At 64.9% G+C, this 26,533-nt stretch carries 23 protein-coding genes, 1 tRNA gene and 1 pseudogene; 18 read left to right on the plus strand and 7 right to left on the minus strand.

The genetic code is table 11. The features are described from left to right. Nucleotides 1-24: 24 nt before the first annotated feature. The 4 genes from ACSVIK_RS07730 to ACSVIK_RS07745 form a co-directional block, all read right to left on the minus strand. Nucleotides 25-1,827, minus strand: a complete 1,803-nt coding sequence (locus ACSVIK_RS07730) for a molecular chaperone (RefSeq protein ID WP_442443768.1) — start codon at nt 1,825-1,827, stop codon at nt 25-27. A gap of 304 nt (nt 1,828-2,131) precedes the next feature. Next, nucleotides 2,132-2,998 (minus strand): archaetidylserine decarboxylase, encoded by an 867-nt coding sequence (gene asd, locus ACSVIK_RS07735; protein WP_442443769.1) that lies wholly within the window; start codon nt 2,996-2,998, stop codon nt 2,132-2,134. A 17-nt stretch (nt 2,999-3,015) separates the two neighbouring features. Further along, nucleotides 3,016-3,831, minus strand: a complete 816-nt coding sequence (locus tag ACSVIK_RS07740) for a rhodanese-like domain-containing protein (RefSeq protein ID WP_442443770.1) — start codon at nt 3,829-3,831, stop codon at nt 3,016-3,018. Nucleotides 3,832-3,897: 66 nt separating this feature from the next. Further along, nucleotides 3,898-5,427, minus strand: coding sequence for an HDOD domain-containing protein (locus tag ACSVIK_RS07745; protein WP_442443771.1), 1,530 nt, complete (start codon nt 5,425-5,427; stop codon nt 3,898-3,900). A 120-nt stretch (nt 5,428-5,547) separates the two neighbouring features. Between ACSVIK_RS07745 and motA the strand changes: the two genes are divergently transcribed. Together motA and motB are read left to right on the plus strand one after the other, a co-directional pair. Further along, nucleotides 5,548-6,399 carry a flagellar motor stator protein MotA gene (motA, locus tag ACSVIK_RS07750; protein ID WP_442443772.1) on the plus strand — a complete coding sequence of 284 codons (852 nt, stop codon included), beginning with the start codon at nt 5,548-5,550 and terminating at the stop codon, nt 6,397-6,399. 3 nt (nt 6,400-6,402) lie between these two features. Then, nucleotides 6,403-7,434: a flagellar motor protein MotB gene (gene motB / locus ACSVIK_RS07755; protein WP_442443773.1), complete on the plus strand. Its 1,032-nt coding sequence runs from the start codon at nt 6,403-6,405 to the stop codon at nt 7,432-7,434. Here the strand turns inward: motB and rsgA are convergent. Beyond that, nucleotides 7,428-8,459: a small ribosomal subunit biogenesis GTPase RsgA gene (rsgA, locus tag ACSVIK_RS07760; RefSeq protein ID WP_442443774.1), complete on the minus strand. Its 1,032-nt coding sequence runs from the start codon at nt 8,457-8,459 to the stop codon at nt 7,428-7,430. The genes motB and rsgA overlap by 7 nt on opposite strands. An 87-nt stretch (nt 8,460-8,546) precedes the next feature. On the opposite strand from rsgA, the gene ACSVIK_RS07765 reads away from it, so the two are divergent. Both ACSVIK_RS07765 and orn read left to right on the plus strand, forming a co-directional pair. After that, the gene (locus ACSVIK_RS07765; protein ID WP_442443775.1) at nt 8,547-9,341 is read left to right on the plus strand and encodes a class I SAM-dependent methyltransferase; all 795 of its coding nucleotides are present in this window, start codon (nt 8,547-8,549) and stop codon (nt 9,339-9,341) included. A gap of 57 nt (nt 9,342-9,398) precedes the next feature. Further along, nucleotides 9,399-9,941: an oligoribonuclease gene (orn, locus tag ACSVIK_RS07770; protein WP_442443776.1), complete on the plus strand. Its 543-nt coding sequence runs from the start codon at nt 9,399-9,401 to the stop codon at nt 9,939-9,941. Between the two features lie 93 nt (nt 9,942-10,034). Here orn and queG read toward each other — a convergent pair whose 3' ends face one another. After that, nucleotides 10,035-11,129 (minus strand): tRNA epoxyqueuosine(34) reductase QueG, encoded by a 1,095-nt coding sequence (gene queG / locus ACSVIK_RS07775; RefSeq protein WP_442443777.1) that lies wholly within the window; start codon nt 11,127-11,129, stop codon nt 10,035-10,037. A 61-nt stretch (nt 11,130-11,190) separates the two neighbouring features. Here queG and ACSVIK_RS07780 point away from each other — a divergent pair, with 61 nt between their 5' ends. The 14 genes and pseudogenes from ACSVIK_RS07780 (at nt 11,191) to ACSVIK_RS07845 (ending at nt 26,285) form a co-directional block, all read left to right on the plus strand. Continuing rightward, on the plus strand, nt 11,191-12,690 hold the full coding sequence (locus tag ACSVIK_RS07780; protein ID WP_442443778.1) for an NAD(P)H-hydrate dehydratase: 1,500 nt from the start codon (nt 11,191-11,193) through the stop codon (nt 12,688-12,690). Then, nucleotides 12,678-13,145, plus strand: a complete 468-nt coding sequence (tsaE, locus tag ACSVIK_RS07785; RefSeq protein WP_442443779.1) for a tRNA (adenosine(37)-N6)-threonylcarbamoyltransferase complex ATPase subunit type 1 TsaE — start codon at nt 12,678-12,680, stop codon at nt 13,143-13,145. Before ACSVIK_RS07780 ends, tsaE begins: the two co-directional genes overlap by 13 nt. 10 nt (nt 13,146-13,155) lie before the next feature. Beyond that, nucleotides 13,156-14,586 (plus strand): N-acetylmuramoyl-L-alanine amidase, encoded by a 1,431-nt coding sequence (locus tag ACSVIK_RS07790; protein ID WP_442443780.1) that lies wholly within the window; start codon nt 13,156-13,158, stop codon nt 14,584-14,586. Beyond that, nucleotides 14,586-16,466 carry a DNA mismatch repair endonuclease MutL gene (gene mutL, locus ACSVIK_RS07795; protein WP_442443781.1) on the plus strand — a complete coding sequence of 627 codons (1,881 nt, stop codon included), beginning with the start codon at nt 14,586-14,588 and terminating at the stop codon, nt 16,464-16,466. The genes ACSVIK_RS07790 and mutL overlap by 1 nt, the downstream gene beginning before the upstream one ends. 60 nt (nt 16,467-16,526) lie before the next feature. Next, on the plus strand, nt 16,527-17,498 hold the full coding sequence (gene miaA, locus ACSVIK_RS07800) for a tRNA (adenosine(37)-N6)-dimethylallyltransferase MiaA (protein WP_442443782.1): 972 nt from the start codon (nt 16,527-16,529) through the stop codon (nt 17,496-17,498). A gap of 102 nt (nt 17,499-17,600) precedes the next feature. Beyond that, a complete protein-coding gene (gene hfq / locus ACSVIK_RS07805) occupies nt 17,601-17,861 on the plus strand; it encodes an RNA chaperone Hfq (protein ID WP_268179202.1) in 261 nt (86 codons plus the stop codon). 11 nt (nt 17,862-17,872) lie between these two features. After that, nucleotides 17,873-19,174: a ribosome rescue GTPase HflX gene (gene hflX / locus ACSVIK_RS07810; protein WP_442443783.1), complete on the plus strand. Its 1,302-nt coding sequence runs from the start codon at nt 17,873-17,875 to the stop codon at nt 19,172-19,174. Between the two features lie 97 nt (nt 19,175-19,271). Further along, complete coding sequence (hflK, locus tag ACSVIK_RS07815) at nt 19,272-20,441, plus strand: FtsH protease activity modulator HflK (RefSeq protein ID WP_442443784.1); 1,170 nt, start codon at nt 19,272-19,274, stop codon at nt 20,439-20,441. Further along, nucleotides 20,441-21,310 (plus strand): protease modulator HflC, encoded by an 870-nt coding sequence (hflC, locus tag ACSVIK_RS07820; protein ID WP_442443785.1) that lies wholly within the window; start codon nt 20,441-20,443, stop codon nt 21,308-21,310. The genes hflK and hflC overlap by 1 nt, the downstream gene beginning before the upstream one ends. Nucleotides 21,311-21,451: 141 nt before the next feature. After that, a complete protein-coding gene (locus ACSVIK_RS07825) occupies nt 21,452-21,637 on the plus strand; it encodes a DUF2065 domain-containing protein (protein WP_442443786.1) in 186 nt (61 codons plus the stop codon). A 37-nt stretch (nt 21,638-21,674) separates the two neighbouring features. Continuing rightward, entirely contained in the window at nt 21,675-22,862 is a 1,188-nt protein-coding gene (locus ACSVIK_RS07830; RefSeq protein ID WP_442443787.1) for an ATP phosphoribosyltransferase regulatory subunit, read from the plus strand. A 56-nt stretch (nt 22,863-22,918) separates the two neighbouring features. Beyond that, entirely contained in the window at nt 22,919-24,214 is a 1,296-nt protein-coding gene (locus ACSVIK_RS07835; protein ID WP_442443788.1) for an adenylosuccinate synthase, read from the plus strand. Nucleotides 24,215-25,166: 952 nt separating this feature from the next. Then, a pseudogene (locus tag ACSVIK_RS07840) lies at nt 25,167-25,427 on the plus strand (HAMP domain-containing protein); the annotation flags it as partial. Then, nucleotides 25,425-26,285: a methyl-accepting chemotaxis protein gene (locus ACSVIK_RS07845; protein WP_442443877.1), complete on the plus strand. Its 861-nt coding sequence runs from the start codon at nt 25,425-25,427 to the stop codon at nt 26,283-26,285. The pseudogene ACSVIK_RS07840 and the gene ACSVIK_RS07845, both read left to right, overlap by 3 nt. 123 nt (nt 26,286-26,408) lie before the next feature. On the opposite strand, the gene ACSVIK_RS07850 is transcribed toward ACSVIK_RS07845, so the two are convergent. Beyond that, nucleotides 26,409-26,495: transfer RNA gene (locus ACSVIK_RS07850), tRNA-Leu, on the minus strand. Nucleotides 26,496-26,533: the final 38 nt, after the last annotated feature.

Raw genomic sequence — 26,533 nt, forward strand, 5'->3', positions numbered from 1 at the left:
GACGAATGGTGAAGTTTCGGCAGCCTACAGCGACTTCCAGAGCGAGTCAAAATCTTCCTCTCCAGCAGGCGTCTGGCTTTGCGAGGCTGTGACGGGAGTCCCGCCCATGGCCTCTTCCTGATTGGCGCGGTGGTACTCGAACTGGCTGAAACTGCCGGTGCTGAGCTGGCGCCGAGTCAAGGTGGCGCGATGCTCCACGCCCTGGTTGTTGATCAGCACCTTGCTGCCTTCCTGGAAGGGCAGGCGGGGTGTGATCAGGCTGGCCGGGCGGGAAATGGCGGCGATCTCCGGCAGCAGCAAGGCGCGCAGGTATTGGCTGTTCTGCTCGGTCTTGCGCAGCAATTGCAGGCCGCAAGGTTGCGCATGCGGCGCGATCAGCTCGATGCCCATTTGCGTGCCGCCGCCACGCACCTGGCGAATCCAGCGCACGATGGCCACGCTCCAGCCCTGGCTGGGGTTGTCCTGGACGCCGAGCAACTCGCCAGCCTGAAGCTGGCTGGGCACGTCCTTGACCCAGGACAGGCAGTAGCCGCCCGGGCTGTGGTTGACGATCAGCAGCGGGTAGGTGGGGTAGCCTTCCTCGACGCTGGCCGCTGGCTCCTGCTCGCCGGGGGTGGTCTTGCTGTACTGGATTTCCTCGAAGTGGATCTCGTCGCTGGCCGTGCGCTGGGCATCGAAGGCATTCGACCAGATATCCGGCTCGCCCGTGCTGGGCTTGAACACGGCAGCCCCGACTTCCACCGGGCGCCTGAGCACTTCGGCGAACGAGCGCTGCCCGGAGAGGAAGAAGTGCAGGGCGGTCATGCCGATGCACAGCGTCAGGTTGCCCTGGCCGGGCGTGCGCTGGAAGGTGCGCTCGGCGATATCGCCCCAGGCGGCTGCGACATGTTGCAGCAGATCCAGGCTGATACCTTCGGGCATTGGCAGAAGCGACTTCTTGCGCTCCTCTTCGGGTTGCGTCAGGTAATCCTTGATGGTGTCGACCAGCGGCTGCGGATCGATGCCCAGCAGCTTGGGCAACTCGCCACTTTGATAGAGCGATTTGTAACGCGGCGGGCCGTCGACCTGTGGTGCCAGCACGAACAGGCTGCTGGGTTGATCGCCAGGTTGCAGGCGTACCAGTGCGCTCCAAGGCTCCAGCGCTTCGGCCAGGCGGGCGATGCCGCTCTGGCGCATCTGGTTGGTGCGCGCGCAGCCCAGCAGCAGGGCCATGCTGTACGTCTGCTGGGTGCTCAGGCCTTGCGTCTGGCGTGCCAGTGGGTCGCGGATGACCAGGCTCTGCATGCGTTGCTCGAGCGCAATCTGATAGAGCTGGTGCAGCTCCAGCCACAGCCCTTCCGGCACCGGGCAATAGAGCTGGCTAGCGCGGATCAGTGGGCTGTACAGGCTATGCATGGCGCGCTGCAGGGCCACGGCCAGCAGTTGTTCGCGCTCCTTGCCGCTACGATTGATGGTGCGGGTGATGATCAGCTTGTAACCGATGGCCAGGTGGTTTTGCAGGGCCTGGCAGAGGTTCGCCACCTTGCGTGGACGCTCGTCGAGGACGATGGCCTGGTTGAGGAAGTGACGCTCCAGATGCTGGCAGACGAAGTAGATTTCCGGACGCAGCAGTTCCAGCAGTTGCAGGCGGTTCTCGGAGGGCGTCAGAAGCTGATTGATCTCCACCAGGCTCTGATAGAGCTGGCGTGCCGTTTCACCGATGTTGGCCTTGGGTAGACCAGCGATCCAGCGTTTCAGGTCGCGCGGTGTCCCGTCGCAGAACCCCAGGCGCTCTTTGCTTGGGGTCGGCACGCGTAATGAAAGCAGGTGAGGACTCTGTCTATCCATAAAGCTTGGATGCTCCAGGCCACTGAAAAAGGCGAGCGGCTTCGAGGTTCGGCGACCTCATGTTTCCCTGCACTCTAGCAGCATCTGTCGCTCATGGCAGCCCATACCAGGCACCTCCAAAAACTACCTGCGTTGCCATCACTGCGTTAAAAACAAGCTCAAAATGCTCATTTACAACTCGTAAACTCCGCTTTTTCGCTTGTTTTTGCCTGGTGCTGACTGCCTCGCCTACGTTTTTAGAGGCGCCCTATCCTGGGTTGGGTGATGGGCTGACGTGGGATTGCCCGGCGCAGACGCCGTTTCGTCAGGTAGCGTCGTGTGCCTGGCCCAGCCGTTGCCCCATGCGCACGTTGCTGCCAGCGCCCAGGGCCTCGGCCCACTGCACCTGCTGCGGGCCGAACAGGACGATGGCGGTGGAGCCGAGTTTGAAGCGACCCAGCTCGGCCCCCTTGGCCAGCTCGATCGGGGCGCGTGCCTCGGCGTCGTAACGGGTGCTCCGGAGTTCACGCTTGGGCGGTGTGACCAGGCCGGCCCAAACGGTTTCGATGCTGGCGACGATCATCGCGCCTACCAGCACCACGGCCATCGGGCCGCGCTCGGTGTCGAACAGGCAGACCACGCGCTCGTTGCGGGCGAACAGCTCGGGCACGTTCTCTGCCGTGGTCTGGTTGACCGAGAACAGGCGCCCCGGCACGTAGACCATTTCCTTCAGCGTGCCGGCCAGCGGCATATGGACGCGGTGGTAGTCCTTGGGCGACAGGTAGACGGTGGCGAACTGGCCGCCCATGAAGGGGGCGGCGCGCTCGGTGTCGCCACCGAGCAGTTCCACGGCGCTGAAGCTGTGCCCCTTGGCCTGGAAGATGCGGCCATGCTCGACGGCGCCGAGCTGGCTGATGGCACCATCGGCCGGGCAGAGAACGGCGCCCGGCGTCTCGTCCAATGGGCGCGCACCCTCTTTCAGGGCGCGGGTGAAGAAGGCGTTGAAATGCGCGTAGGCATGCAGGTCTTCGACCTGGGCCTCGCTCATGTCGACGCGGTACTGCTTGGCGAACCAGTCGATCAGCGGATTCTTCAGCCAGCCGATGCGGCATTCGGCCACGCAGCCGATCAGGCGCGAGAGCAGGTGATGAGGCAGCAGGTACTGGCTGAGAATGAACAGGCGTTGTTTCATCGTGTGTCCTTGAAGGTTCAGCGTTCGATCGGCGTATCGGGCAGGTTGCCCCATTCCGACCATGAGCCGGCATAGGCCTTGACTCGTGGGTAACCGAGCGCCTTGGCAACCACATAGGTGAAGCCGGAGCGGCGGTGGGTCTGGCAGTGGGTGATCACTTCCTTGTCCGGGGTGATGCCGAGTGCGCCGAGCACCTCGGCCATGTCCGTGCGGATGCGCAGATCACGCTGGGCATCCATGCCGGCCGTCCACTCGAAGTTGATCGCGCCGGGAACATGCCCGCCCCTTGCCGAGTTGAGCTTGTCGCCGCGGTATTCCTCGGCGCTGCGCGCATCCCAGATGGCCAGATCGGCTGCACCCAGGCGCGACTGGAGGTAGTCGCGCGTGGCTGTCGGGGCTGTGCTGAGGCTCAGTTGCACGGGCGCATTGCCGGGCTGGGGCACGCTCTGGCTGAGCGGGCGGCCCTCGCCGATCCAGGCACGCAAGCCACCGTTGAGAAAGTGCTGGCGGGGATGACCGATGACGTCCAGCAGCCAGATGAAGCGGCCGGCCCAGCCGCCGCCTTCATCGTCATAGACCACGTAGGTAGCCTCCGGACGATGGCCCAGCTCGCTGAACAGCGCTTGCAACTGCGCCAGCTCCGGGACCAGCCCAGGGGCCGGGGGCTGGCCGAGCTGGGTGCGCTTGCTATCGACCCAGCGCGCGCCGGGAATATGCCCTTCGGCATAGCGCGCGGCGTTGCTGAGATCGACCAGGATCAGGTCTGGCGCATCTAGGCGCGCGGCGAGCTCGGCGGGTTCGATGACCAGCGGCAGATCGGCGAAGGGGGACATGGGGCCTCCCGCAATGGAAAGAGGCCGATTGTAGCGGAAAGGTTGCCAGGCTTGTGGGCTTTGCCCTCAGCGTGAACGTTTGCTGAAGTTGCTCAGGGCGCGCTCGATGCACTGCACCGTCTTGGCGAAGGCCTGCAGGCCACTCTCGGTGAACGGCTGCCCGCCCTGGTCGGCGAGCAGCAGCATGACCACTCGACCATTGTTGGCAAGTGAGCGCAGCAGCAGGTGCTCGCCCACGAACAGCGCCTTGAGTTCACCGGGTAGCAGGGCCGAATACTGCGCGGCATTGTCCGGGGTCAGGCGCAACTGCCCTGGCTGGCTGAGCAGGCGGCGCAGGATCTGGCTCTTCGCCGGGTCGAGGTTGAGCCCTTGCGCGGCCTTGTCCAGGCCAGCGCTCTGTTGCGCTTGCAGGCGCGTATGTTGGCGGTCGGCGAGGAGCAGGAGGATGCGCTGCAGACCACAGGCCTGCAGGGCGTCGCGAGCGCAGGCGATCAATTGTTGCGAGTTGCTGAAGTCGCTGGGCTCGCGAATCAGGCGCATGCACTGCTGGCGCCAGGTCTCGGGCACGGCTTGCTTGGTCATGCTCGCGCCCGCGCGCGGCTCGGCCGCCACCAGATGGCGTGCCTGCCAGGGCCACAGCAGGGCTTGCGCCGGGTGCCAGAGGCTGGGGTCATGCCCGGTTCTGGCGCTGCTGACCGCGTGCTGGTGTACCTGCTGCTGCACGTCGCTCAGCGGTATCTGCAGGTAGAGCCCGACCAGGCGCTGCCAGCGCAGGCTGTGATCGGTGTTCCAGGCATGGTGCGCCGACACGGCCAGGCCGTTGGCCAGCAGCACGCAATTGCTGGGCTGGGTCAGCCAGTGGCGCAGGGGAATGTCGGCGTCGAGCATCTGCTGCTGATGCAGAGGATGTTCGTTGTCACGGGCGATATGCAGGGCCTTGACCAGTTGCCGGCGATCGCGGGCCAGCAGCTGGTAGCTGCGCACTATCCATTCCGGCAGGCGCCAGCGCTCGGCCAGCTTCAAGCAGAGCTGGATCAGCGAAACACCCAGAAGCTCGTGTTCGACCTTGCTGGCCGGCTCGCCCTTGACCAGCACGCGCTGCTCCCAGGTGGTGAACAGGTGCGGGTAGCTGCTGAGCAGGGGCCACAGCGGTGCGAGAAACAGCAGGCTGCAACCATGCAGCTCATTCCATAGCCGGGCCAGGCGCGTGCCGAACAGGCCGCGCGCCTGTTGGCTGGCATGCTGGCTGATCAGCAGGAGCTGGCGCAGGGACTGGGGGGTTTCCGCTTCCGGCACCGAGGGCGTCTGCTTGAGCAGGGCCTCGCAGCGGCCAAGCCCGAGGCGGGCGAGGGCGGCTTCCAGGCTGTCGACCGGCTCGCTCAGGCTGCTGCCGGACTGGTTGGCCTCACGCAATATCAGCAGGGCGAAGGTTGGGCTAAGCTCTATCTGGTCGGCCATGTCGCGCCAGGTCTTGCGGCTGTCGGCCAGGGTGCGGCACAGATGCGCATGCTGCGTCTGCTCGAGAGGCAGGCGTAAAGGGCCCAGTAGCTGCAACCAGGCATCGAGACTGCGCGGCATGGGTTTGGGGGTCGGCATCTTCAACGTGAGCCAAACTGGCTTTTGACCTTAACTGGCTATAGTCTGGCGTATAAGTTCCGATAATTAGAAGGGTTGTTTTCAATAACCCGTCCACTAGGCTCTGCAAGCGTTTATTCCATGGTAAAAATCATAGGCATCATTGTCGTTTTTGGCTGCGTGCTCGGTGGCTTCATACTTTCGGGCGGGAAGTTCATGGCATTGATCCACCCGTTCGAGGTTCTGATCATCGGCGGTGCGGCACTGGGGGCGTTCCTGCAATCCAACCCCGGCAACATGTTCATGTTGGTGTTCAAGAAATCCCTGAGCATGTTCGGCAGCCGCTTCACCCATACCTATTACCTCGAAGTGCTCAAGCTGCTCTACGAGATTCTCAACAAGAGCCGCCGCGAAGGCATGATGGCCATCGAGGCCGATATCGAGGATCCCAGCGCCAGCGCGATCTTCAGCAAGTACCCCGGAGTGATCAAGGATGCGCGCATGACCGCGTTCATCTGCGACTACCTGCGCATCATGTCGTCCGGCAACATGGCGCCGCACGAGCTGGAGGGGCTGTTCGACATGGAACTGGCCAGCCTCAAGGAAGAACTCGAACACCCGGCCCATGCCGTGGCCAAGGTGGCCGACGGCATGCCGGCCATGGGTATCGTGGCGGCGGTACTGGGTATCGTGATCACCATGTCGATCCTGGCCGAGGCGGACAACGCGCAGATCGGTGAGAAGGTGGGTACGGCACTGGTGGGGACCTTCCTCGGCATTCTCGCCTCCTACGGTTTCTTCGGCCCGCTTTCCAACGCGCTCGAGCATGATGCCAAGGAAGAGGTGAATCTCTACGAGGCGATCAAGGCGAGCCTGGTCGCTTCTGCTTCCGGCATGCCGCCGACGCTGGCGGTGGAGTTCGGTCGCAAGGTGCTGTACCCGGCGCATCGCCCGAGCTTCAGCGAGCTCGAGCAGGCCATGCGCGGCAGCTAAGCGATGGAGAACAACCAACCCATCATCGTCAAGCGGGTCAAGAAAACCGCTGGCGGGCACCATGGCGGTGCCTGGAAGATCGCTTTCGCCGACTTCGCCACCGCCATGATGGCGTTCTTCCTGGTGATGTGGCTGATGACCTCGGCCACGCCCGAGCAGAAGAAGGCCATCTCCGGTTATTTCCAGGATCCCATCGGCTTCACCGAAAGCGCCAGCCCCTACGCCATCGACCTGGGCGGCACGCCGACGCCGGCCCCCGAGCGCACCCTCAATCCGGACATCTCCGAAACGCCAGAAAGCCAGCCGGATGAAACCAGCGTCAGCGCCGATCAGGTCGAGACCCTGGCCGACAAGATGGAGCGCGAGCGGCTGGAGCTGTTGCTGCAGGAGTTGCAGAACAAGGTGGAGGAGAACCCCGAGCTGCAACGCTTCAAGGATCAGATCCTGTTCGAGATCACCCAGGACGGCCTGCGCATCCAGATCATGGATGCCGCGAACCGGCCGATGTTCGCCCTTGGCAGTGCCGAGTTGCAGCCCTACTTCGAGGACATCCTGCTGGCCATGGCCGACACCATCAAGGCCGTGCCGAACAAGATCAGCATCAGCGGCCATACCGACGCCAAGCCCTTCGCCGGGCGCGGCGACTTCGGCAACTGGGAGCTGTCGGCCAACCGCGCCAATGCGGCGCGGCGTACCCTGGTCGCCGGTGGCTACCCGGACGACCAGGTGGCGCGGGTGGTGGGCTATGCCTCGTCGGCGCTGTTCGACCGGGAAGATCCGTTCAATCCGGTCAATCGGCGCATCGATATCGTCGTGCTGACCAAGCGTGCCCAGCGCGATATCGAGGGTGAGCAGGGTAGTGAGGCTGCGCCTGCACCAGAGGGAGCAGCGCCAGCAGACGCACCTGGCAGTGCGCCGGCCAACGGCGCCAAGGGCGCTCCCGAGGCTGACGCATTGCCCGCCGACCAGCTACGTCAGCGTCTGAATATCTTCGACAGCGGCGGCACTTCGCTCGACCAGCTCAACCGTCAGTAATCGTCCTGCGGCAGGCTGGCGATGATGTGGCGGTAGCTGGCCATGCGTTGCGGCTGGATGCGCCCGTCTTCCAGGGCCTGCAGCAGCGCACAGCCCGGTTCGCGATCATGCTTGCAGTCGCGGAAGCGGCAGCGCCCGAGCAGATCGTGGAACTCGATGAAACCTGCCTCCACGTCGTCGCGGCTGACATGGCCGAGGCCGAATTCGCGGATGCCGGGGGAGTCGATCAACTGACCGCCGCCGGGGAAGTGGAACAGGCGTGCCGTGGTGGTGGTGTGGGTGCCCTTGCCGGTCAGCTCGGACAGCGCGCCGACGCGGGTGTCGACGCCCGGCAGCAGGCTGTTGACCAGCGATGACTTGCCCACCCCGGACTGGCCGACGAAGACGCTGACATGGCCGTTCAGGCGCTCCTGCAGTCGCTCCATGCCGCCGCCCTGGCGCGCCGACACCTCCAGCAGCGGGTAGCCCAACTGGCGATAGACCTCGAGCAGGGCGCCTAGTGTTTCGCTGTTGCCGGCGTCGATCAGGTCGGCCTTGTTCAGCAGCAGCAAGGGTTGAATGCCGGCATGTTCGGCGGCTACCAGATAGCGGTCGATCAGGTTGGCATGGGGCTCGGGCAGGGGCGCGAAGACGATGACGATCTGGTCGACGTTGGCCGCCACCGGCTTGAGCTGGCCGCGCATGTCCGGGCGGCACAGCTCGCTGTTTCTCGGCAGTTGCGCGACGATCACGCCGTCACCCTGGTTGCCAGGGCGCCACACCACCTGATCGCCGGTCACCAGGGCTGGCAGGTTGGCGCGCAGGTGGCAGCGAAACACCTGACCGCTGCTTTCGCCCTGCAGCGCCTCGACTTCCACCTGTACGCCGAAGTGGGCGATTACCAGGCCGGTCTGCTCGGGGCCCAGATCGCCGCCTTCCAGGGCTTCTACGGCACGAGATTCGCGCTTGGCGGCGCGGGCGGCGCGTTCGCCCTGGATCTTTTCGATACGCCAGCTCTGGCGGCGGTTGAGTTGGCGTTTGGCCATGGAGCGTCCGGGTGGTGGAGTGTCGGTCGCGGCGAGTTTAGCATGGCGCTCTGGCGCCGATTCGGTCGCCTTGATCGAGGATGTGCAATGCAGACAGATGAGCGGATGAGCCTGGTACACCTGCCGGTGATGCGAGCCTTGCTGGCGCAGGGCGTCGCTGTCGCACTGGTGGTGGTGCTGGTCTATCTGCTGGCGCTGTGGCCCTGGCGCCTGTCGTGGCTGTCGGTGGCCGTGCTGCAGGGGGCGCTGGCTGCGCTGATCGGCTGGCGTCTGGGCTTGTCGCGCTGGTGGGGCTGGATCAACTTGGCCTTCGTGCCGGCGCTGCTGGTCATGCAGCGCTTCGGGCTGCCCGGCTGGGTCTATCTGCTGGGCTTCGTGGTGTTGCTGCTGGTCAACTGGAACAGCCTGCGCGAACAGGTGCCCTTGTACCTCAGCGGGCGGCGTGCACAGCAGCATCTGCAGGACTTGCTGGGCGAGCGCGAGCCGCCATTGCGTTTCATCGACCTGGGCTGCGGCACGGCCGGCACCCTGCTGCAGTTGGCGCGGCGTTTTCCGCGTGGCCAGTTCGTCGGCGTCGAGACGGCGCCGCTGGTGTTTCTCTGCGCCTGGCTGCGTTGCCTGTTGCAGGGCAACTGTAGCATTCGCTACTTGAACTTATGGCAGGTGGATCTGGCCGATTTCGATGTCGTCTACTGCTTCCTCTCCCCCGTGCCCATGCCGCGCCTGTGGGCCAAGGCGCAGGCCGAGATGCGCCCGGGGAGCTGGTTGATCAGCAACAGCTTCGAGATTCCCGGTGTGCCGGCCGAGCGGCTGTTGGCAATCAACGAGGGGCGGCAGACCCAGTTGCTGCTGTGGCAGATCAAGGCTGCCGATATCCGTTAGCAGGTAGTTTTTCAACGGCCTGTTAGACTGCGCGTCTGAGCCAAGGAGCCCTCTATCATGCAGAACCCCAACAACCTGATCTGGATCGACCTGGAAATGACCGGCCTGGAGCCGGAGCGCGACGTGATCATCGAGATGGCCACCATCGTCACCGACAGCGAACTCAACGTGCTGGCCGAAGGCCCGGTGATCGCCATTCACCAGAGCGACGAGACCCTGGCTGGCATGGACGAGTGGAACACTCGCACCCATGGCCAGAGCGGCCTGACCCAGCGCGTGCGTGAAAGCCGCATCGACACCGCCACGGCCGAGGCGCAGACCATCGCCTTTCTCGAGCAATGGGTGCCCAAGGGCAAGTCGCCGATCTGCGGTAACAGCATCGGCCAGGATCGGCGCTTTCTGTACAAGTACATGCCGGCGCTGGAAGCCTACTTCCACTACCGCTACCTGGATGTCTCCACCCTGAAGATCCTTGCTGGCATGTGGGCGCCGGAGGTCAAGGACAGCTTCCAGAAGACTGCCACCCACCAGGCGCTGGATGACATCCGCGAGTCCATTGCCGAGCTGCAGCATTACCGCAAGCATTTCTTGAAGGTCTGAAAGCAGCTGCAAGCGGCAAGCTAAGAGCAAGAGCGGCGTAGCCCGGATGCAATCCGGGGATGGCGGAAATCAGGGTGGCGGTGGCGGTCGCTTTTACTTGTCGCTTGCAGCTTGAGGCTTGCCGCTGCTTTCCCCATGGCGCTGCAGCGCCCATAGCACATGCTCGCGCACCAGCTCGGACGGATGCTCGCGGCGTGCATTGAGGGCTTCCAGTACCGGGATGGTGGAAGGGGCATTGCCCAGGCCGACCGCCAGGTTGCGTAGCCAGCGCTCGTAGCCGGCGCGGCGCAGCGGCGAGCCTTCGGTGCGGCTGAGAAACTCTTCTTCCGTCCACAGGAACAACTCGGCCAGGCCGGCATTGTCCAGGCCGTGGCGCGGCTGGAAATCGCCCTGTTCGGTGGGGCGGGCGAAGCGGTTCCACGGGCAGACGATCTGGCAGTCGTCGCAGCCGAATACGCGGTTGCCGATGGGCGCGCGCAGCTCTTCTGGGATCGAGCCTTTCAGTTCGATGGTCAGGTAGGAGATGCAGCGCCGCGCATCCAGGCGGTAAGGCCCGGCGAACGCATGGGTCGGGCAGATGTCCAGGCAGGCGCTGCAACGTCCGCAATGCTCACTGCCATGTTCGGCGTCCACGGGCAGCGGCAGGTCGACGAACAGCTCGCCGAGGAAGAACCAGCTACCGGCCTTGCGGTTGAGCACCAGGGTGTTCTTGCCGATCCAGCCCAGGCCGGCCTTCTCGGCGATGGCCTTTTCCAGTACCGGGGCGCTGTCGACGAAGGCGCGGTAGCCGAACGGGCCGACGACCTGCTGAATGCGTTCGGCCAGTTGCTGCAGGCGCTTGCGAATCAGCTTGTGATAGTCGCGGCCCAAGGCATAACGCGAGATATAAGCCTGCTCGGGCTGGGCCAGGCGTTGGCTCATCTGCGTGTCGCCCGGCAAATAGTCCATGCGCAGCGATACCACGCGCAGCGTGCCAGGCACCAGTTCGTCCGGATGCGCGCGCTTGCTGCCGTGGGCGGCCATATAATCCATCTCGCCCTGATAGCCGGCCTCCAGCCAGCGCTGCAGATGGGCCTCGTGCTCGCCCAGCTCGACATCGCTGATGCCCACCTGCTGGAAGCCCAGCTCGCGCCCCCAGTCCTTGATGGACTGCGCCAGGTTGTCGAGGTCGAGGCTGTGTTCAGGCATGAGGCGGGCGCGGATGGTTGAGGTGGGTATAATTCTGCCAGACATCCGCCGTGAGCGAGCCATGCAACCGCATTCCACATCCTTACCCAGCAGCCTGCACAGTGCCGAACAGGTGCGCCAGCTCGATGCCCGCCTGATCGCCGCTGGCACCCCCGGCTTCGAGCTGATGAGCCGCGCCGCCCATGGCGCCTGGCGCGCATTGCGTCGGCGCTGGCCCGAGGCGGGCGAAATCACCGTTCTGACCGGGCGTGGCAACAATGCCGGCGACGGTTACCTGGTCGCCGCATTGGCCCACCGGGCCGGCTGGCGGGTGCGCGTGCTGGCCGTCGGCGAGCCGCAAGCCTTGCACGGTGATGCCGCCCAGGCCTGCCGCGAAGCGGCCAATGCGGGTGTCGAGATCCTGCCCTGGAGCATCTCTGCGCCCCTGACGGGGGTGCTGGTCGACGCCCTGCTCGGCACCGGCCTCAGTGGCGCCGTACGCGAGCCTTATGCCCAGGCCATCGAGGCGATCAATGGCAGCGGCCTGCCGGTACTGGCGGTGGACATTCCCTCCGGTTTGCATGCCGACAACGGCGCCTGCCTGGGCGTGGCGGTGCAGGCGGATCTGACCCTGACCTTCATCGCCCTCAAGCTCGGCCTGTTCACCGGGGTGGGGCCGCAGCTATGCGGCGAGCTGCAGTTCGATGACCTACAGGGGGATGTCGAGTTGCTGGCGCAGGCCCCCTGCCTGGCGCAGCGTCTGGATTTTTCCAGCGTGCCACGCTTGCCGGCCCGCTCGCCATTGGCGCACAAAGGCCAGTTCGGTCACCTGCTGGTGTTGGGCGGTGATCTGGGCATGGGCGGAGCGGCCCTGCTCTGCGCCGACAGCGCCTTGCGTGCCGGTGCGGGCCTGGTGTCGCTGGCGACACGGGCGGAGCATGTCGGCGCGTCCCTGGTGCGGCGCCCCGAGGTCATGTGCACCGGCGTGGCGTCGGCCAATCAGTTGCTGGCGCTGCTGGAACGTGCCGATGTCTGCGCAGTCGGCCCGGGCCTGGGGCAGAGCGCCTGGTCGCGCAGTCTGCTGTCCGCCGTCGCCGGGCGCAGCCTGCCCCAGGTGTGGGATGCCGATGCGCTCAATCTGCTGGCTGCCGGCCTGGTGGCCGCGCCCGGTCAGGCGGTGCTGACGCCGCATCCGGGCGAGGCCGCACGCTTGCTGGGCCTGGATACCGCCGCCGTGCAGGCCGATCGTCCGGCTGCCGCGCATGCTTTGGCGCAACGTTACAACGCGGTGGTGGTGCTCAAGGGCGCCGGTAGCCTGATCGCCGCCCCGGATGGGCGCCTGGCACTGTGCGACCGGGGGCATCCGGCCATGGCGGGGGCGGGCCTGGGCGATGTCCTGACCGGCCTGATCGCTGCCTTGCTGGCGCAGGGTATGACCGTTTTCGATGCCGCCTGCCTGGCGGTCTGGCTGCATGCCCGCGCGGGTGAGACGCTCGCGCTGCAGGGGCGTGGCCTGGCTGCCGCTGATCTGCCGCCGACCATTCGTCTGTTACTGGAGGAGTGCTGTCCTTGTCTGAGTTGACCCTCGAAGCCGCCGACGAAGCGGCAATGCTGGAGCTGGGGGCGCGTATCGCCCAGGTCAGCGCTGGCGTTGGCATCATCTACCTGCATGGCGACCTGGGGGCCGGCAAGACCACCCTGTCGCGCGGCATCCTGCGTGGGCTGGGCCATGCCGGGGCGGTGAAGAGCCCCACCTTCACCCTGGTCGAGCCCTACGAGATCGGCGCACTGCGCGCCTTCCATTTCGACCTCTATCGCCTGGTCGATCCCGAGGAGCTGGAGTTCCTGGGCATCCGCGATTACTTCGAGGGCGATGCCCTGTGTCTGATCGAGTGGCCGCAGCGTGGCGCCGGCGTTTTGCCAAAGCCGGACATGGACATTACCATTAGCCCCCAAGCGGGCGGCCGTTCGCTATTGCTGCAGGGGCATGGGGCTCGAGGGGAGGCCTGGTGCAAGGCCCTGAGCGGCAAGCAATGAACAAGAGTCGATGGGGTTGGTTATGCGCATAGGCGCGCTGGTTACCGCTGTGATGCTGTTGTGGGCGGCCCTTGTCGCCGAGGCGTTGGCTGCCTCCGATGTGCGCGGCGTGCGGCTTTGGCGCGCCCCCGACAATACGCGGCTGGTGTTCGACCTGTCCGGGCCGGTGCAGCACAGCGTATTCACCCTGGCTGCGCCCGATCGCATCGTCATCGATATCAGCGGTGCCAAGCTGGCGACCGATCTGGATCATCTGGCGTTGAGCAACACGCCGATCACCGGCATTCGCTCTGCGCAGCGCAGCGCAGACCAGTTGCGTGTGGTCATCGACCTGTCGGCGCAGGTCACCCCCAAGAGTTTCGCCCTGGCGCCCAACCAGCAGTATGGCAATCGTCTGGTGGTCGACCTGTTCGACCAGCCCAGCGCCGCCGACGCCGCGACCCAGCCGCCGAGCCCGCCGGCCAGCACGCCAGCCGTGCCGGTGACGCCGACTCAGGCACCGCCCAAGCTTACCCCCGTGCCCAATGGCAAGCGTGATGTGGTCATCGCCATCGATGCCGGTCACGGTGGCGAGGATCCGGGGGCACTGTCGCCGGTCAAGGGCCAGTACGAGAAGAACGTGACCCTGGCCATCGCCAAGGAGCTGCAGCGGCAGATCAATGCCGAGAAGGGCTTCCGGGGCGAGCTGGTGCGCACCGGCGACTACTTCATTCCGCTGCGCAAGCGCACCGAGATCGCGCGCAAGAAGGGCGCCGACCTGTTCGTCTCCATCCATGCCGACGCCGCGCCGCGTTCCTCGGCCTTTGGCGCCTCGGTGTACGCCTTGTCCGAACGTGGCGCCACCTCGGAAACGGCGCGCTGGCTGGCCGATGCCGAGAACCAGTCCGACCTGATCGGCGGTGCCGGCAACGTCAGCCTCGATGACAAGGACAAGATGCTTGCCGGCGTGCTGCTGGATCTGTCGATGACCGCCTCGCTGACCTCCAGCCTGAATGTCGGGCAGAAGGTATTGAGCAACATGGGGCGCATCACCCCGCTGCACAAGCGCCGCGTCGAGCAGGCCGGCTTCATGGTGCTGAAATCCCCGGACATTCCGTCGATCTTGGTGGAAACCGGCTTCATCTCCAACCCCAACGAGGCGAAGAAGCTGCACACCGCCAGCCATCAGCAGGCGCTGGCGCGTTCGATCACCAGTGGGGTCAAGCAGTTCTTCCACCAGAACCCGCCGCCCGGCACCTACATCGCCTGGCTGCGTGATCAGGGCAAGATCGCCACGGGCCCGCGCGAGTATGTGGTGGCGCGCGGCGACAGCCTGGCCTTGATCGCCCAGCGCTACCAGGTCAGCCTGGCCGCCCTGCGCAGCGCCAACAAGCTCAATGGTGACGTCATCAAGATCGGCCAGACCCTGCAGATACCCGCCACGTCGCTGGCTGCCCAGTAGTGAGTTCCATGTCCCGTATTCATTTGCTCAGCCCTCGCCTGGCCAACCAGATCGCCGCAGGCGAGGTGGTCGAACGGCCGGCTTCCGTCGCCAAGGAGTTGCTGGAAAACAGCCTGGACTCCGGTGCTCGACGCATCGATGTGGAAGTCGAGCAGGGTGGGGTGAAGCTGCTCAAGGTGCGCGATGACGGCAGCGGTATCGCTCCCGACGACCTGCCCCTGGCGCTGGCGCGTCACGCCACCAGCAAGATTCGTGAGCTGGAAGACCTCGAAGCGGTGATCAGCATGGGCTTTCGCGGCGAGGCGCTGGCCTCGATCAGCTCGGTGTCGCGCCTGACCCTGACCTCGCGCACCGCTGATGCCGAGCAGGCCTGGCAGGTGGAAACCGAAGGCCGCGACATGGAGCCGCGGGTGCAGCCGGCCGCTCATCCGGTGGGCACCTCGGTGGAGGTGCGCGACCTGTTCTTCAACACCCCGGCGCGGCGCAAGTTCCTGCGCGCCGAGAAAACCGAGTTCGATCACCTGCAGGAAGTGATCAAGCGCCTGGCACTGGCCCGTTTCGACGTGGCCTTCCACCTGCGCCACAACGGCAAGACCGTGCTCGCCCTGCACGAGGCAGGCGACGAGATGACCCGCGCGCGACGTGTGGCCTCGGTCTGTGGCCCGGCCTTTTTGGAGCAGGCGCTGCCCATCGAGATCGAGCGTGGCGGCCTGCGCCTGTGGGGCTGGGTAGGTTTGCCCACTTTCTCCCGCAGTCAGGCCGACCTGCAGTACTTCTACGTCAATGGGCGCATGGTGCGCGACAAGCTGGTGGCCCATGCCGTGCGCCAGGCCTATCGCGACGTGCTGTTCAACGGTCGCCATCCCACCTTCGTGCTGTTCCTCGAGATCGACCCGAGCACGGTGGATGTCAACGTGCACCCGACCAAGCACGAAGTGCGCTTCCGCGACAGTCGCATGGTGCATGACTTCCTCTACGGCACCCTGCATCGCGCCCTGGCCGACGTGCGCCCCGAGGATCAGGTGGCGGCGCCGGCAGCCGTGACGCCCATGGTGCGCGCAAGCGGCGCGGCGGCTGGCGAGTTCGGCCCGCAGGGCGAGATGGGCCTGGCCGCCAGCGTGCTGGAAACCCCGCAGGCCAGCCCACAACCAGCCTGGCGTGGTGCCGGGGCGGGTTACCAGGCGCCTGCCAGCAATCCGGGGGTGCCGGTTGCCGAAGCACAGGCGGCCTACCGCGACTACTATGCGCCGCTACCCGCTGCTCCGGCGCAACCGCTGCCGCAGGAGCAGGGCGATATCCCGCCGCTGGGCTATGCTGTGGCGCAGCTCAAGGGGGTCTACATCATCGCCGAGAATGCCCAGGGCATGGTGGTGGTAGACATGCACGCCGCGCACGAGCGCATCACCTATGAGCGCCTCAAACAGGCCATGGCCAGCGAGGGCCTGCGCGGCCAGCCGCTGCTGGTGCCGGAAAGCATCGCCCTGAGCCAGCGCGAGGCCGATTGCGCCGAGGAGCACTCCGAGTGGTTCCAGCGCCTGGGCTTCGAGCTGCAGCGCCTGGGCGAGGAAAGCCTGGCGATCCGCCAGATTCCGGCCTTGCTCAAGCAGGCGCAGGCCACGCAACTGGTGCGTGACGTGCTGGCCGATCTGCTCGAATACGGCACCAGCGACCGTATTCAGGCCCACCTCAACGAGTTGCTGGCGACCATGGCATGCCACGGTGCGGTGCGTGCCAACCGACGCCTGACCCTGCCGGAGATGAACGCCCTGCTGCGCGACATGGAGCAGACCGAGCGCAGCGGCCAGTGCAACCATGGTCGTCCGACCTGGACGCAACTGAGCATGGATCAGCTCGACAAGTTGTTCATGCGCGGCCAGTAATCGAGCCCCTGAGGCCCTGCAATCAGGGGTTCTCCCATCTTCGTGTTTCGAGTCATGCCGATGTCTTCGCTTCCTCCCGCAATCTTCCTGATGGGCCCGACCGCCGCCGGCAAGACCGACCTGGCCCTGGAGCTGGCGCGCGTGCTGCCCTGCGACCTGATCAGCGTGGACTCGGCGCTGATCTATCGCGGCATGGATATCGGTACGGCCAAGCCGGACAAGGCCGTGCTCGCCGAATTTCCCCACGCCCTGATCGATATTCGCGACCCGGCCGAGAGCTACTCGGCAGCCGAATTTCGCGCCGATGCGCTGGCGGCGATGGCCGACAGCACGGCCCGTGGGCGTATCCCGCTGCTGGTTGGCGGCACCATGCTGTATTACAAGGCCTTGCTCGATGGGCTGGCGGACATGCCCAGCGCCGACCCGGCCGTGCGTGCCGAGCTGGAGGCGCGCGCGGCGGCAGAAGGTCTGGAGGCGCTGCACCGCGAGCTGGCTGAGGTCGACCCAGAGTCGGCGGCGCGTATTCACCGCAATGATCCGCAGCGGCTGGTGCGCGCCCTGGAGGTGTATCGTGTCAGCGGCCTGAGCATGAGCGAGCACCGACGTCGTCAGGCTGCAGGAAATCCCGACTCCGACACGCCGGGCGGCGGGCAATTGCCCTATACTGTCGCGCAGTTCGCCATCGCGCCGGCCGAGCGGCAGGTTCTGCACGCACGTATCGCCCAGCGTTTTCACGCGATGGTGGAACAGGGCCTGATCGGCGAGGTCGAAGCCCTGCGCGAACGAAGTGACTTGCATCCGGGGCTGCCGTCTATACGGGCGGTGGGCTATCGCCAGGTCTGGGATTACCTTGACGGCAGGCTTTCTCGAAGCGAAATGCTGGAGCGCGGCATCATCGCCACTCGGCAACTGGCCAAGCGGCAGTTTACCTGGCTGCGGGGATGGGAAAATCTGCACTGGCTGGACAGCCTGGCCTGCGACAATCTGTCTCGCACCTTGAAATACCTGGCCAGCGTCTCCATATTGGACTAAGACCTTGCCGCCGCTGACCGTCTATCCTCGAAGATGGCGGCCTGAAGCCATTGTTCACCTACTAAAACTATTGAAAATTGATCCTTGAAAGGAGTGCGGCACATGTCAAAAGGGCATTCGCTACAAGACCCTTACCTCAATACCCTGCGTAAGGAACGCGTCCCGGTTTCCATCTATCTGGTCAACGGCATCAAGCTGCAGGGTCAGATCGAATCTTTCGACCAGTTCGTCATTCTGCTGAAGAACACCGTCAGCCAGATGGTCTACAAACATGCCATCTCCACCGTCGTGCCCAGCCGTCCGGTGCGCCTGCCCAGCGCTGGTGACTCCGAGCACAGCGAAGGCGACGCGGGTAACGCCTAAAGGGGGCTGCTTTGTTCTTCGAGCGTCATGAAGGCGGTGAACGGGCCATTCTGGTGCATCTGGAGGGCCAGGACTCCGAGGCGAGCGAAGATCCCCAGGAGTTTCAGGAATTGGCCATGTCGGCAGGTGCCGACATGGTCGCTTTCTTCAGCGTCCCCAGCAGCCGCCTGACCGCCAAGTACCTCATCGGCAGTGGCAAGGTCGAGGAGCTGCGCGACCAGGTTCAGGCCGTCGAGGCCGATCTGGTCATCTTCAATCACACTCTCACGCCCAGTCAGGAGCGCAACCTCGAGCGCGCCTTCGAGTGTCGTGTGCTCGACCGTACCGGGTTGATCCTGGACATCTTCGCCCAGCGCGCGCGTACCCACGAAGGCAAGCTGCAGGTGGAGCTGGCGCAGCTCGACCACATGAGCACGCGCCTGGTGCGTGGCTGGACTCACCTGGAGCGGCAGAAGGGCGGTATCGGCCTGCGCGGCCCGGGTGAAACCCAGCTGGAAACCGACCGCCGCCTGCTGCGTGTGCGCATCCGCCAGATCAAGCAGAAGCTGGAAAAGGTGCGCAGCCAGCGTGAACAGGCGCGTCGTGGGCGCAGGCGTGCGGACATTCCCTCGGTGTCGCTGGTGGGCTATACCAACGCCGGCAAATCCACCCTGTTCAATGCCCTGACCACCTCAGAGGTCTACGCCGCCGACCAGTTGTTCGCCACCCTGGATCCGACCCTGCGTCGTCTCGAACTGGATGACCTGGGCCCCATCGTGCTGGCCGATACCGTGGGGTTCATCCGCCATCTGCCGCACAAGCTGGTCGAGGCCTTTCGCGCTACGTTGGAAGAGTCGAGCAATTCCGACCTGTTGTTGCACGTGATCGATGCCCACGAGCCCGAGCGCATGGCGCAGATCGAGCAGGTGCAGAACGTGCTGCAGGAGATCGGTGCGCACGAGTTGCCCATGCTCGAGGTATACAACAAGCTGGATTTGTTGGAAGGTGTCGAACCGCAGATTCAGCGCGATGGGGATGGCAAGCCTGTCAGGGTCTGGCTGTCGGCGCGCGAAGGGCGGGGCCTGGATTGCCTCCGACAGGCGATTGCCGAGTTGCTCGGCGAGGACCTGTTTGTCGCGACCCTGCAGTTGCCGCAGTCTCTGGGGCGCCTGCGGGCGCAGTTCTTCGCCCTCGGGGCGGTGCAGGACGAGGCGCATGACGAACAGGGGCAGAGCCTGCTGTCGGTGAGGTTGCCGCGGGTCGAACTCAATCGCCTGGTCAGCCGCGAGGGGTTGGAGCCGCAACGCTTCATCGAGCAACATACTTTGCAATAAAGCCTGGATCGCGTGCTTTGCCGTCGGGACAGGGCTTTGGGTAGCATTGGCCGGCGCGCCGTGGGCGCGCCTTCGCTTTATCAGTACGGAGAACGCTATGGCTTGGAATGAGCCGGGTGGAAACTCGAACAATCAAGACCCTTGGGGCGGCCGCAAAGGCGGTGGGCGCCAGGGCCCGCCGGATCTCGACGAAGCGTTCCGCAAACTGCAAGAGAGCCTCAACGGCTTGTTCGGCGGTGGCAAGAAGCGCGGGGGCGACGACTCCGGGCGTGGCGGTGGCGGTGGCTTCGGCCTGCTGTTCGTCGGTCTCGGCCTGCTGGCCGTGATCTGGCTGTACAGCGCCATCTATGTCGTCGACGAGCAGGAGCAGGCGGTGGTACTGCGTTTCGGCAAGTACTACGAAACCGTCGGCCCGGGTCTGAACATCTACTTCCCGCCGTTCGACCGCAAGTATCAGGAGAACGTCACCCGCGAGCGTGCCTACAGCAAGCAGGGGGCGATGCTCACCGAGGACGAGAACATCATCGAGGTGCCGCTGACGGTGCAGTACCGCATCAGCAACCTGAAGGACTTCGTGCTCAACGTCGACCAGCCCGAGGTCAGCCTGCAGAACGCCACCGACAGCGCCGTGCGCCATGTGGTGGGTTCCACCGAGATGGATCAGGTGCTCACCGAAGGCCGTGAGCTGATGGCCAGCGAAGTACGCGAGCGCCTGCAGCGTTTCCTCGACAACTACGCCACCGGCATCACCGTCACCCAGGTGAACATCCAGAGTGCGGCCGCACCGCGTGAGGTGCAGGAAGCCTTCGATGACGTGATCCGTGCCCGTGAAGACGAGCAGCGCGAGAAGAACCAGGCCGAGTCCTACGCCAATGGCGTGATCCCGGAAGCACGCGGCCAGGCCCAGCGCATGCTGGAAGAGGCCAACGCCTATCGCGACGAAGTCATCGCGCGCGCCCAGGGTGAGGCCGACCGCTTCACCAAGCTGGTGACCGAGTACCGCAAGGCGCCCGAGGTCACCCGTGAGCGTCTCTATCTCGACACCATGCAGGAAGTGATGAGCAACACCAGCAAGGTGCTGGTCACTGGCGACAAGGGGCAGAACAACCTGCTCTATCTGCCGCTGGACAAGATGATCGACAGCAGCCGCAGCGGTGCTTCGACCGGCAGCTCGGCAAGCGGCAGCAGTGCTGCGGCAAGAGATTCGGGCGTGCCCATGAGCAGCGATCCGTCCCAGCGTAACCTGCGTACCCGGGAGAGCCGTTGATGAGCAACAAGTCCCTGATCGGCCTGATCGTGGCCGTGGTTCTGGCCCTGGTGGCCTGGAACAGCTTCTACATCGTGTCGCAGACCGAGCGTGCGGTATTGCTGCAGTTCGGTCGTGTGGTCAACCCGGACGTCAAGCCGGGCCTGCACGTGAAGATCCCTTACGTCAACCAGGTGCGCATCTTCGATGGTCGTTTGCTGACCCTGGACGCCACCTCGTCGCGCTTCCTCACCCTGGAGAAGAAGGCGCTGATGGTGGATGCCTACGCCAAGTGGCGGGTGAAGGATGCCGAGCGTTTCTACCAGTCGACTTCCGGCCTGAAGCAGGTTGCCGACGAACGCCTGTCGCGTCGTCTCGAAGCTTCGCTGCGTGACCAGTTTGGTAAGCGCACCCTGCACGAATCGGTGTCCGGCGAGCGTGACGCGCTGATGGCGGACGTGACCGCGACCCTCAACCGTGCTGCCGAGCGTGAGCTGGGCATCGAGGTGGTGGACGTGCGGGTCAAGGCCATCGACCTGCCGCGCGAGGTCAACCGCAGTGTGTTCGAGCGCATGAGCACCGAGCGTGAGCGTGAGGCCCGCGAGCACCGCGCCAAGGGTCGTGAGCTGGCCGAGGGGATTCGTGCCGATGCCGACCGTCAGCGTCGCGTAATCATCGCCGAAGCCTATCGTCAATCCGAGGAGCTGCGTGGTGATGGTGATGCCCAGGCGGCAGCCATCTACGCCAAGGCCTATGGTCAGGATCAGGAGTTCTATGGCTTCTATCGCAGCCTGAAGGCCTATCGCGAGAGCTTCGCCGACAAGCAAGACGTGCTGGTGCTCGATCCGAGCAGCGACTTCTTCCGCTACCTGGAGAAGGCCAAACCTTAACCACAGCTCCGAGCTGCAAGCCACAAGCTGCAAGTGGTCGCCGGTCGTTTACTTGCGGCTCGAGGCTTGTGGCTTGAAGCTTCGAGCGTGTTATCATGCGGCAGCCGGGAAAATCCCGGCTTTTTTGCGTCTGTGGGAATCATGTGGCAGGAACTTGGCATTGCACTCTGTCTGGTACTGGTGCTCGAAGGCATCCTGCCCTTCCTCTATCCGCGCCAATGGCGCGGGGCGGTCATGCTGGCAGCACGCCTGCCCGACCGTCGACTGCGCCTGATGGGGCTGACCAGCATGCTGCTGGGAACAGCTCTTCTTTATCTGCTTCACTGAAGGCTTGTGCCGCCCGGATCGAGAGGGGAATGGCGAAATGGCAACGGTAGACCGCTGGCTGCTGCCAGATGGCATCGAAGAAGTTCTGCCGCCGGAGGCGGCGCGTATCGAGGCAGCCCGCCGTCAGGTGCTGGATCTGTTTCAACGCTGGGGGTACGAGTTCGTCGTCACCCCGCATATCGAATACCTGGAATCCCTGTTGACCGGTGCGGGTCAGGATCTCGACCTGCGCACCTTCAAGGTCACCGATCCGCTGTCGGGCCGGCAGATGGGCTTTCGTGCCGATATCACGCCGCAGGTGGCGCGTATCGACGCCCATACCCTGCGTCGCGAAGGGCCGAGCCGCCTGTGCTACGCCGGCAGCGTGCTGCATGCCAAGCCACGTGCGCTGACCACCTCGCGCAGCCCGATTCAGCTCGGCGCTGAGCTGTATGGTGATGCTAGCCCGGCCAGTGACATCGAGGTGATCAGCCTGCTGGTGGAAACTCTGGAGCTGGCGGCTGTGCCGGACGTGCACATGGATCTCGGTCATGTCGGCATCTATCGCGGCCTGGCCCATGCGGCCGGCTTGTCCGGCGAGGCCGAGCAGCAACTGTTCGATGCCCTGCAGCGCAAGGCCATGGACGAGATCGAGACGCTGACCGCAGCCCTGCCGGCTGGTCTGGGCAACATGCTGCGTTCGCTGGCCGAGCTGTGTGGTGGGCGCGAGGTGCTGGATCTGGCCCAGGCGGCCCTGGTCGAGGCGCCGGATGCGGTGCACGGCGCGCTGGACGAGCTGATGGCCATTGCCGATGCGCTGGAGCTGCGTTACCCCGAGCTGCCCTTGTATTTCGACCTGGGCGAGCTGCGTGGTTACAACTACCACACCGGCGTGGTGTTCGCCGCGTTCGTGCCGGGCGAGGGCGGTGCCATCGCGCAGGGTGGGCGTTATGACGACACCGGCGCGGTGTTCGGCCGTGCGCGGCCGGCGACCGGTTTCTCCACCGACCTGAAGACTCTGGTGACCCTGGGCAGCATGCGCTTGGAAGAGCCAGCGGCAGGGGTCTGGGCGCCGGACAACCATGATCTGTACCTGTGGCAGGCCGTGCGTCGCCTGCGCAGTGAGGGCGTGCGCGTGGTTCAGGCGCTGCCCGGGCAAGGCGAGGCGGATGCGCGCGAGGCAGGCTGTGACCGGCTGCTGACGCTGCGCGACGGCCGTTGGCAAGTGGCGCCATTGGCGCTCTGATTTCATGTTCGCCGGCTGCAGGCCGGCATCCAAGCTTGCGCGAAGAGGACAAGTTTATGGGTAAGAATGTCGTCGTCCTGGGCACCCAGTGGGGTGATGAGGGCAAGGGCAAGATCGTCGACCTGCTCACCGAGCAGGCCGCTGCCGTGGTGCGTTATCAGGGCGGTCACAACGCCGGCCACACCCTGGTGATCAATGGTGAGAAGACCGTTCTGCACCTGATTCCCTCCGGCATCCTCCGTGAAGGCGTCGAATGCCTGATCGGCAACGGCGTGGTCGTCGCTCCCGACGCCCTGCTGCGCGAGATCACCAAGCTGGAAGAGAAGGGTGTGCCGGTGCGTGAGCGCCTGCGCATCAGCCCGGCTTGCCCGCTGATCCTGTCCTACCACGTGGCCCTGGATCAGGCGCGCGAGAAGGCTCGTGGCGACGCCAAGATCGGCACCACCGGTCGCGGTATCGGCCCGGCCTACGAAGACAAGGTGGCGCGTCGCGGCCTGCGCGTCGGTGATCTGTTCCACCGTGAGCGCTTCGCCGCCAAGCTGGGTGAGCTGCTGGATTACCACAACTTCCAGCTGGTGCATTTCTACAAGGAGCCGGCCATCGACTTCCAGAAGACCCTGGACGAGTGCATGGAGTACGCCGAGCTGCTCAAGCCGATGATGGCTGACGTGACGGCCGTGCTGCATGACCTGCGCAAGGGCGGCAAGGACATCATGTTCGAGGGCGCCCAGGGTTCGCTGCTGGACATCGACCATGGCACCTATCCCTACGTCACCAGCTCCAACACCACCGCTGGCGGCATCGCCACCGGCTCCGGTTTCGGCCCGCTGTACTTGGACTACATCCTCGGCATCACCAAGGCCTACACCACCCGCGTCGGCTCCGGCCCGTTCCCCACCGAGTTGTTCGACGATGTCGGTGCCTTCCTCGCTAAGCGTGGTCACGAGTTCGGTGCCACCACCGGGCGTGCCCGTCGTTGCGGTTGGTTCGATGCCGTGATCCTGCGCCGCGCCATCGAGATCAACAGTATCTCCGGCCTGTGCCTGACCAAGCTGGACGTGCTCGACGGCCTGGAAGTCATCCGTATCTGCACCGGTTACAAGGATGCCAGCGGCCAGGTGCTGGTCGATGCGCCGACCGACGCCGACAGCTACCTCGGCCTGCAGCCGGTGTACGAGGAAATGCCGGGCTGGAGCGAATCCACCCTGGGCGCCAAGACCCTGGAAGACCTGCCGGCCAATGCGCGCGCCTACATCAAGCGCGTGGAAGGGCTGGTCGGTGCGCCGATCGACATCATCTCCACCGGCCCGGACCGCAACGAAACCATCGTGCTGCGTCATCCGTTCGCCTGATCACGGGGTCGAGCGCTGAAAAGACCGCCTTTGCAGGCGGTCTTTTCGTTTCCGGCGCGGGCATGAAGCTTGCCTGGGCTAAATGTTTTTCGCCAACCGCCGCTATAAATGGCCTGGGTCTCGAGGAGTAATGCCTGTGTTCGCCATGCTTTCGATGCTGCGCAGCCGTTTGTTGCGCCCTGTCTTCATTGCGTTGGGGCTCGCCATTTTGGTGCAGGTGGGTTTGGCTCTGTGGTTGATGCGCGCCTCGGTGGACGAAATGGTGGCGAATCTGGCACAGCGCCTGGGCGGTGAGAGTCAGCGCCTCGGGGAGGAGCTCAAGGACGCCCAGCAGGAAATGAGTCAGGGGCTGACGACGCTGTCGCAGAACACTCGCGTGCGCCTGGTCGAGGGCCTGTCCGGGCAGCTCAAGAACGAGCAGGCGCAGTTGCGTCAGGTGCTCGAAGGCAGCCTCAAGCAATCCGGCCAATCGTTGGCGCAACTGCTGGCCGGCGTGGCACCCAAGTCCATCTGGGATCTGGATATCCCGGCGCTGACGGCGCTGACCCGCATCGCCCAGAAAGACCCGGCGGTGCTCTTCGCGATCATCTATGACGGCGAAGGCAAGCGCCTGACGCGCAACTTCAATCGCAGCAATGCGCAAGTGCGTGAGCTGATAGCTGCCGGTCAAGGCTCTTCCTCGCTCGATAAACTGGTCGACGCCGCTTCGCGTAGCCCCGACGTCTATATCGTCGAGGCAGACATCAACCCCATGGGGGCATCCATCGGCAAGGTTCAGCTAGGGCTTTCCCTGGCGCGAGTGGAAGAAGAGCTCAAGGCGCTGGATGGTCGTTTCAATACGCTGGTAAGCGGTGCTGGAACCCTGGTAGACAGCAGTCTGTCCGGTGCTTCGGAGGAGGCCACGCGGGCGTTGCGTGAACGCCTGCAGGCGGCTGAGCGTTACACTCAGGAGATGGCGCGCAATGGCGGCGAGTCGGTGCGCGTTGCCGCCGATGACCTGCGCTGGAGTATCGCCCTGGGGCTGCTTCTGGTCGGCGCCCTGGCATTGGGGGTGGTGGCCGTGGTGCTGGGCTGGCGGGTGCTGAGTCGCCTGCGCCTGCTCAGTGATGCGCTCAATGATCTGGCGGCGGGCGAGGGCGATCTGACCCGGCGGGTCGATATCCACAGTCGCGATGAAGTGGGGGAGATGGCGGCGGCGGTCAACCGCTTCATGGACAAGCTGCAGCCCATCGTGCGCGAGTCCGGTGAGGTGGCGCTGCGTACCGGCGAGCAGATTCGCAGCCTGACCCAGCGCGGCGCCGCGGCTGAGTCCGCGGCTGCGCGCCAGCGTGACGAGGTGGCGGGCAGTCTGCAGGCTCTGGAGCAAATGGCGGATGAGGCGCAGGCAGAAAGCCAGGCCATGCAGGATGCGCTGCAGCGCGTTGATACCATCCGTCAGGCTGCCCACGAGAATGCGGCCATTGCCCAGCGACTGTCGGCGCTGATCGAAGGATTGGTGGCGCGGGTGGCCGACGGTTCGGCGGTGATTGAGCGGCTGGCCAAGCAGAGCGAGCAGATCGAAGTGGTGCTGACGGTGATCCAATCCATCGCTGAGCAAACCAACCTGCTCGCGCTCAACGCTGCCATTGAGGCTGCGCGTGCTGGCGAGAGTGGGCGTGGTTTTGCGGTAGTGGCTGATGAGGTGCGTGCGCTGGCGAGCAAGACTCAGCAGTCCACTGGCGATATCCAGACCCATATCGCTGCGCTGCAGCGTGGTGCCCAGGAGGCAGTAGCCGCCATTGCCCAGGCGGGGGCGCAAGGCAGTGAAGGGCTGCAGGTGCTACGTGACAGTGCGCGTCTACAGCAGTCGGTGCAGCTGTCAGTGGACGAGGTGCATGGTGCCATCAATGCGGCGACTCAGGCAGCGGCGCATCAGGCGCAAGGGGCGGGGGCGGTGCGCGGGCGTGTCGAGACCATTCACGCCGAATCGCAGCGTGCGGCCGAGGCCGTGGCGGCGATTGCTGGCAATGCGCGTGCGTTGGATGAGTTGGCGGCGCAGCTCAAGGCCAGCTTGGGGCAGTTCAAAGTATAGGGTGCGCGATGCGCACCTTGCTGCCTGCTTGGGCTCTGGTGGTGCGCGTCGCGCGCCCGGAGGGTGATGCATATTTTTACGGGCAATAAAAAACCGAGCCATGAGACTCGGTTTTTTGAGATTTGGTGCCCAGGAGAAGACTCGAACTTCCACGGCCGTTAAGCCACTGATACCTGAAACCAGCGCGTCTACCAATTCCGCCACCTGGGCACTGCAGCAATGTTCGTCGTTACCGACACGGAGCGTTG

The organism is Pseudomonas sp. NCHU5216 (genome assembly GCF_052156495.1).
GTDB lineage: Bacteria > Pseudomonadota > Gammaproteobacteria > Pseudomonadales > Pseudomonadaceae > Aquipseudomonas.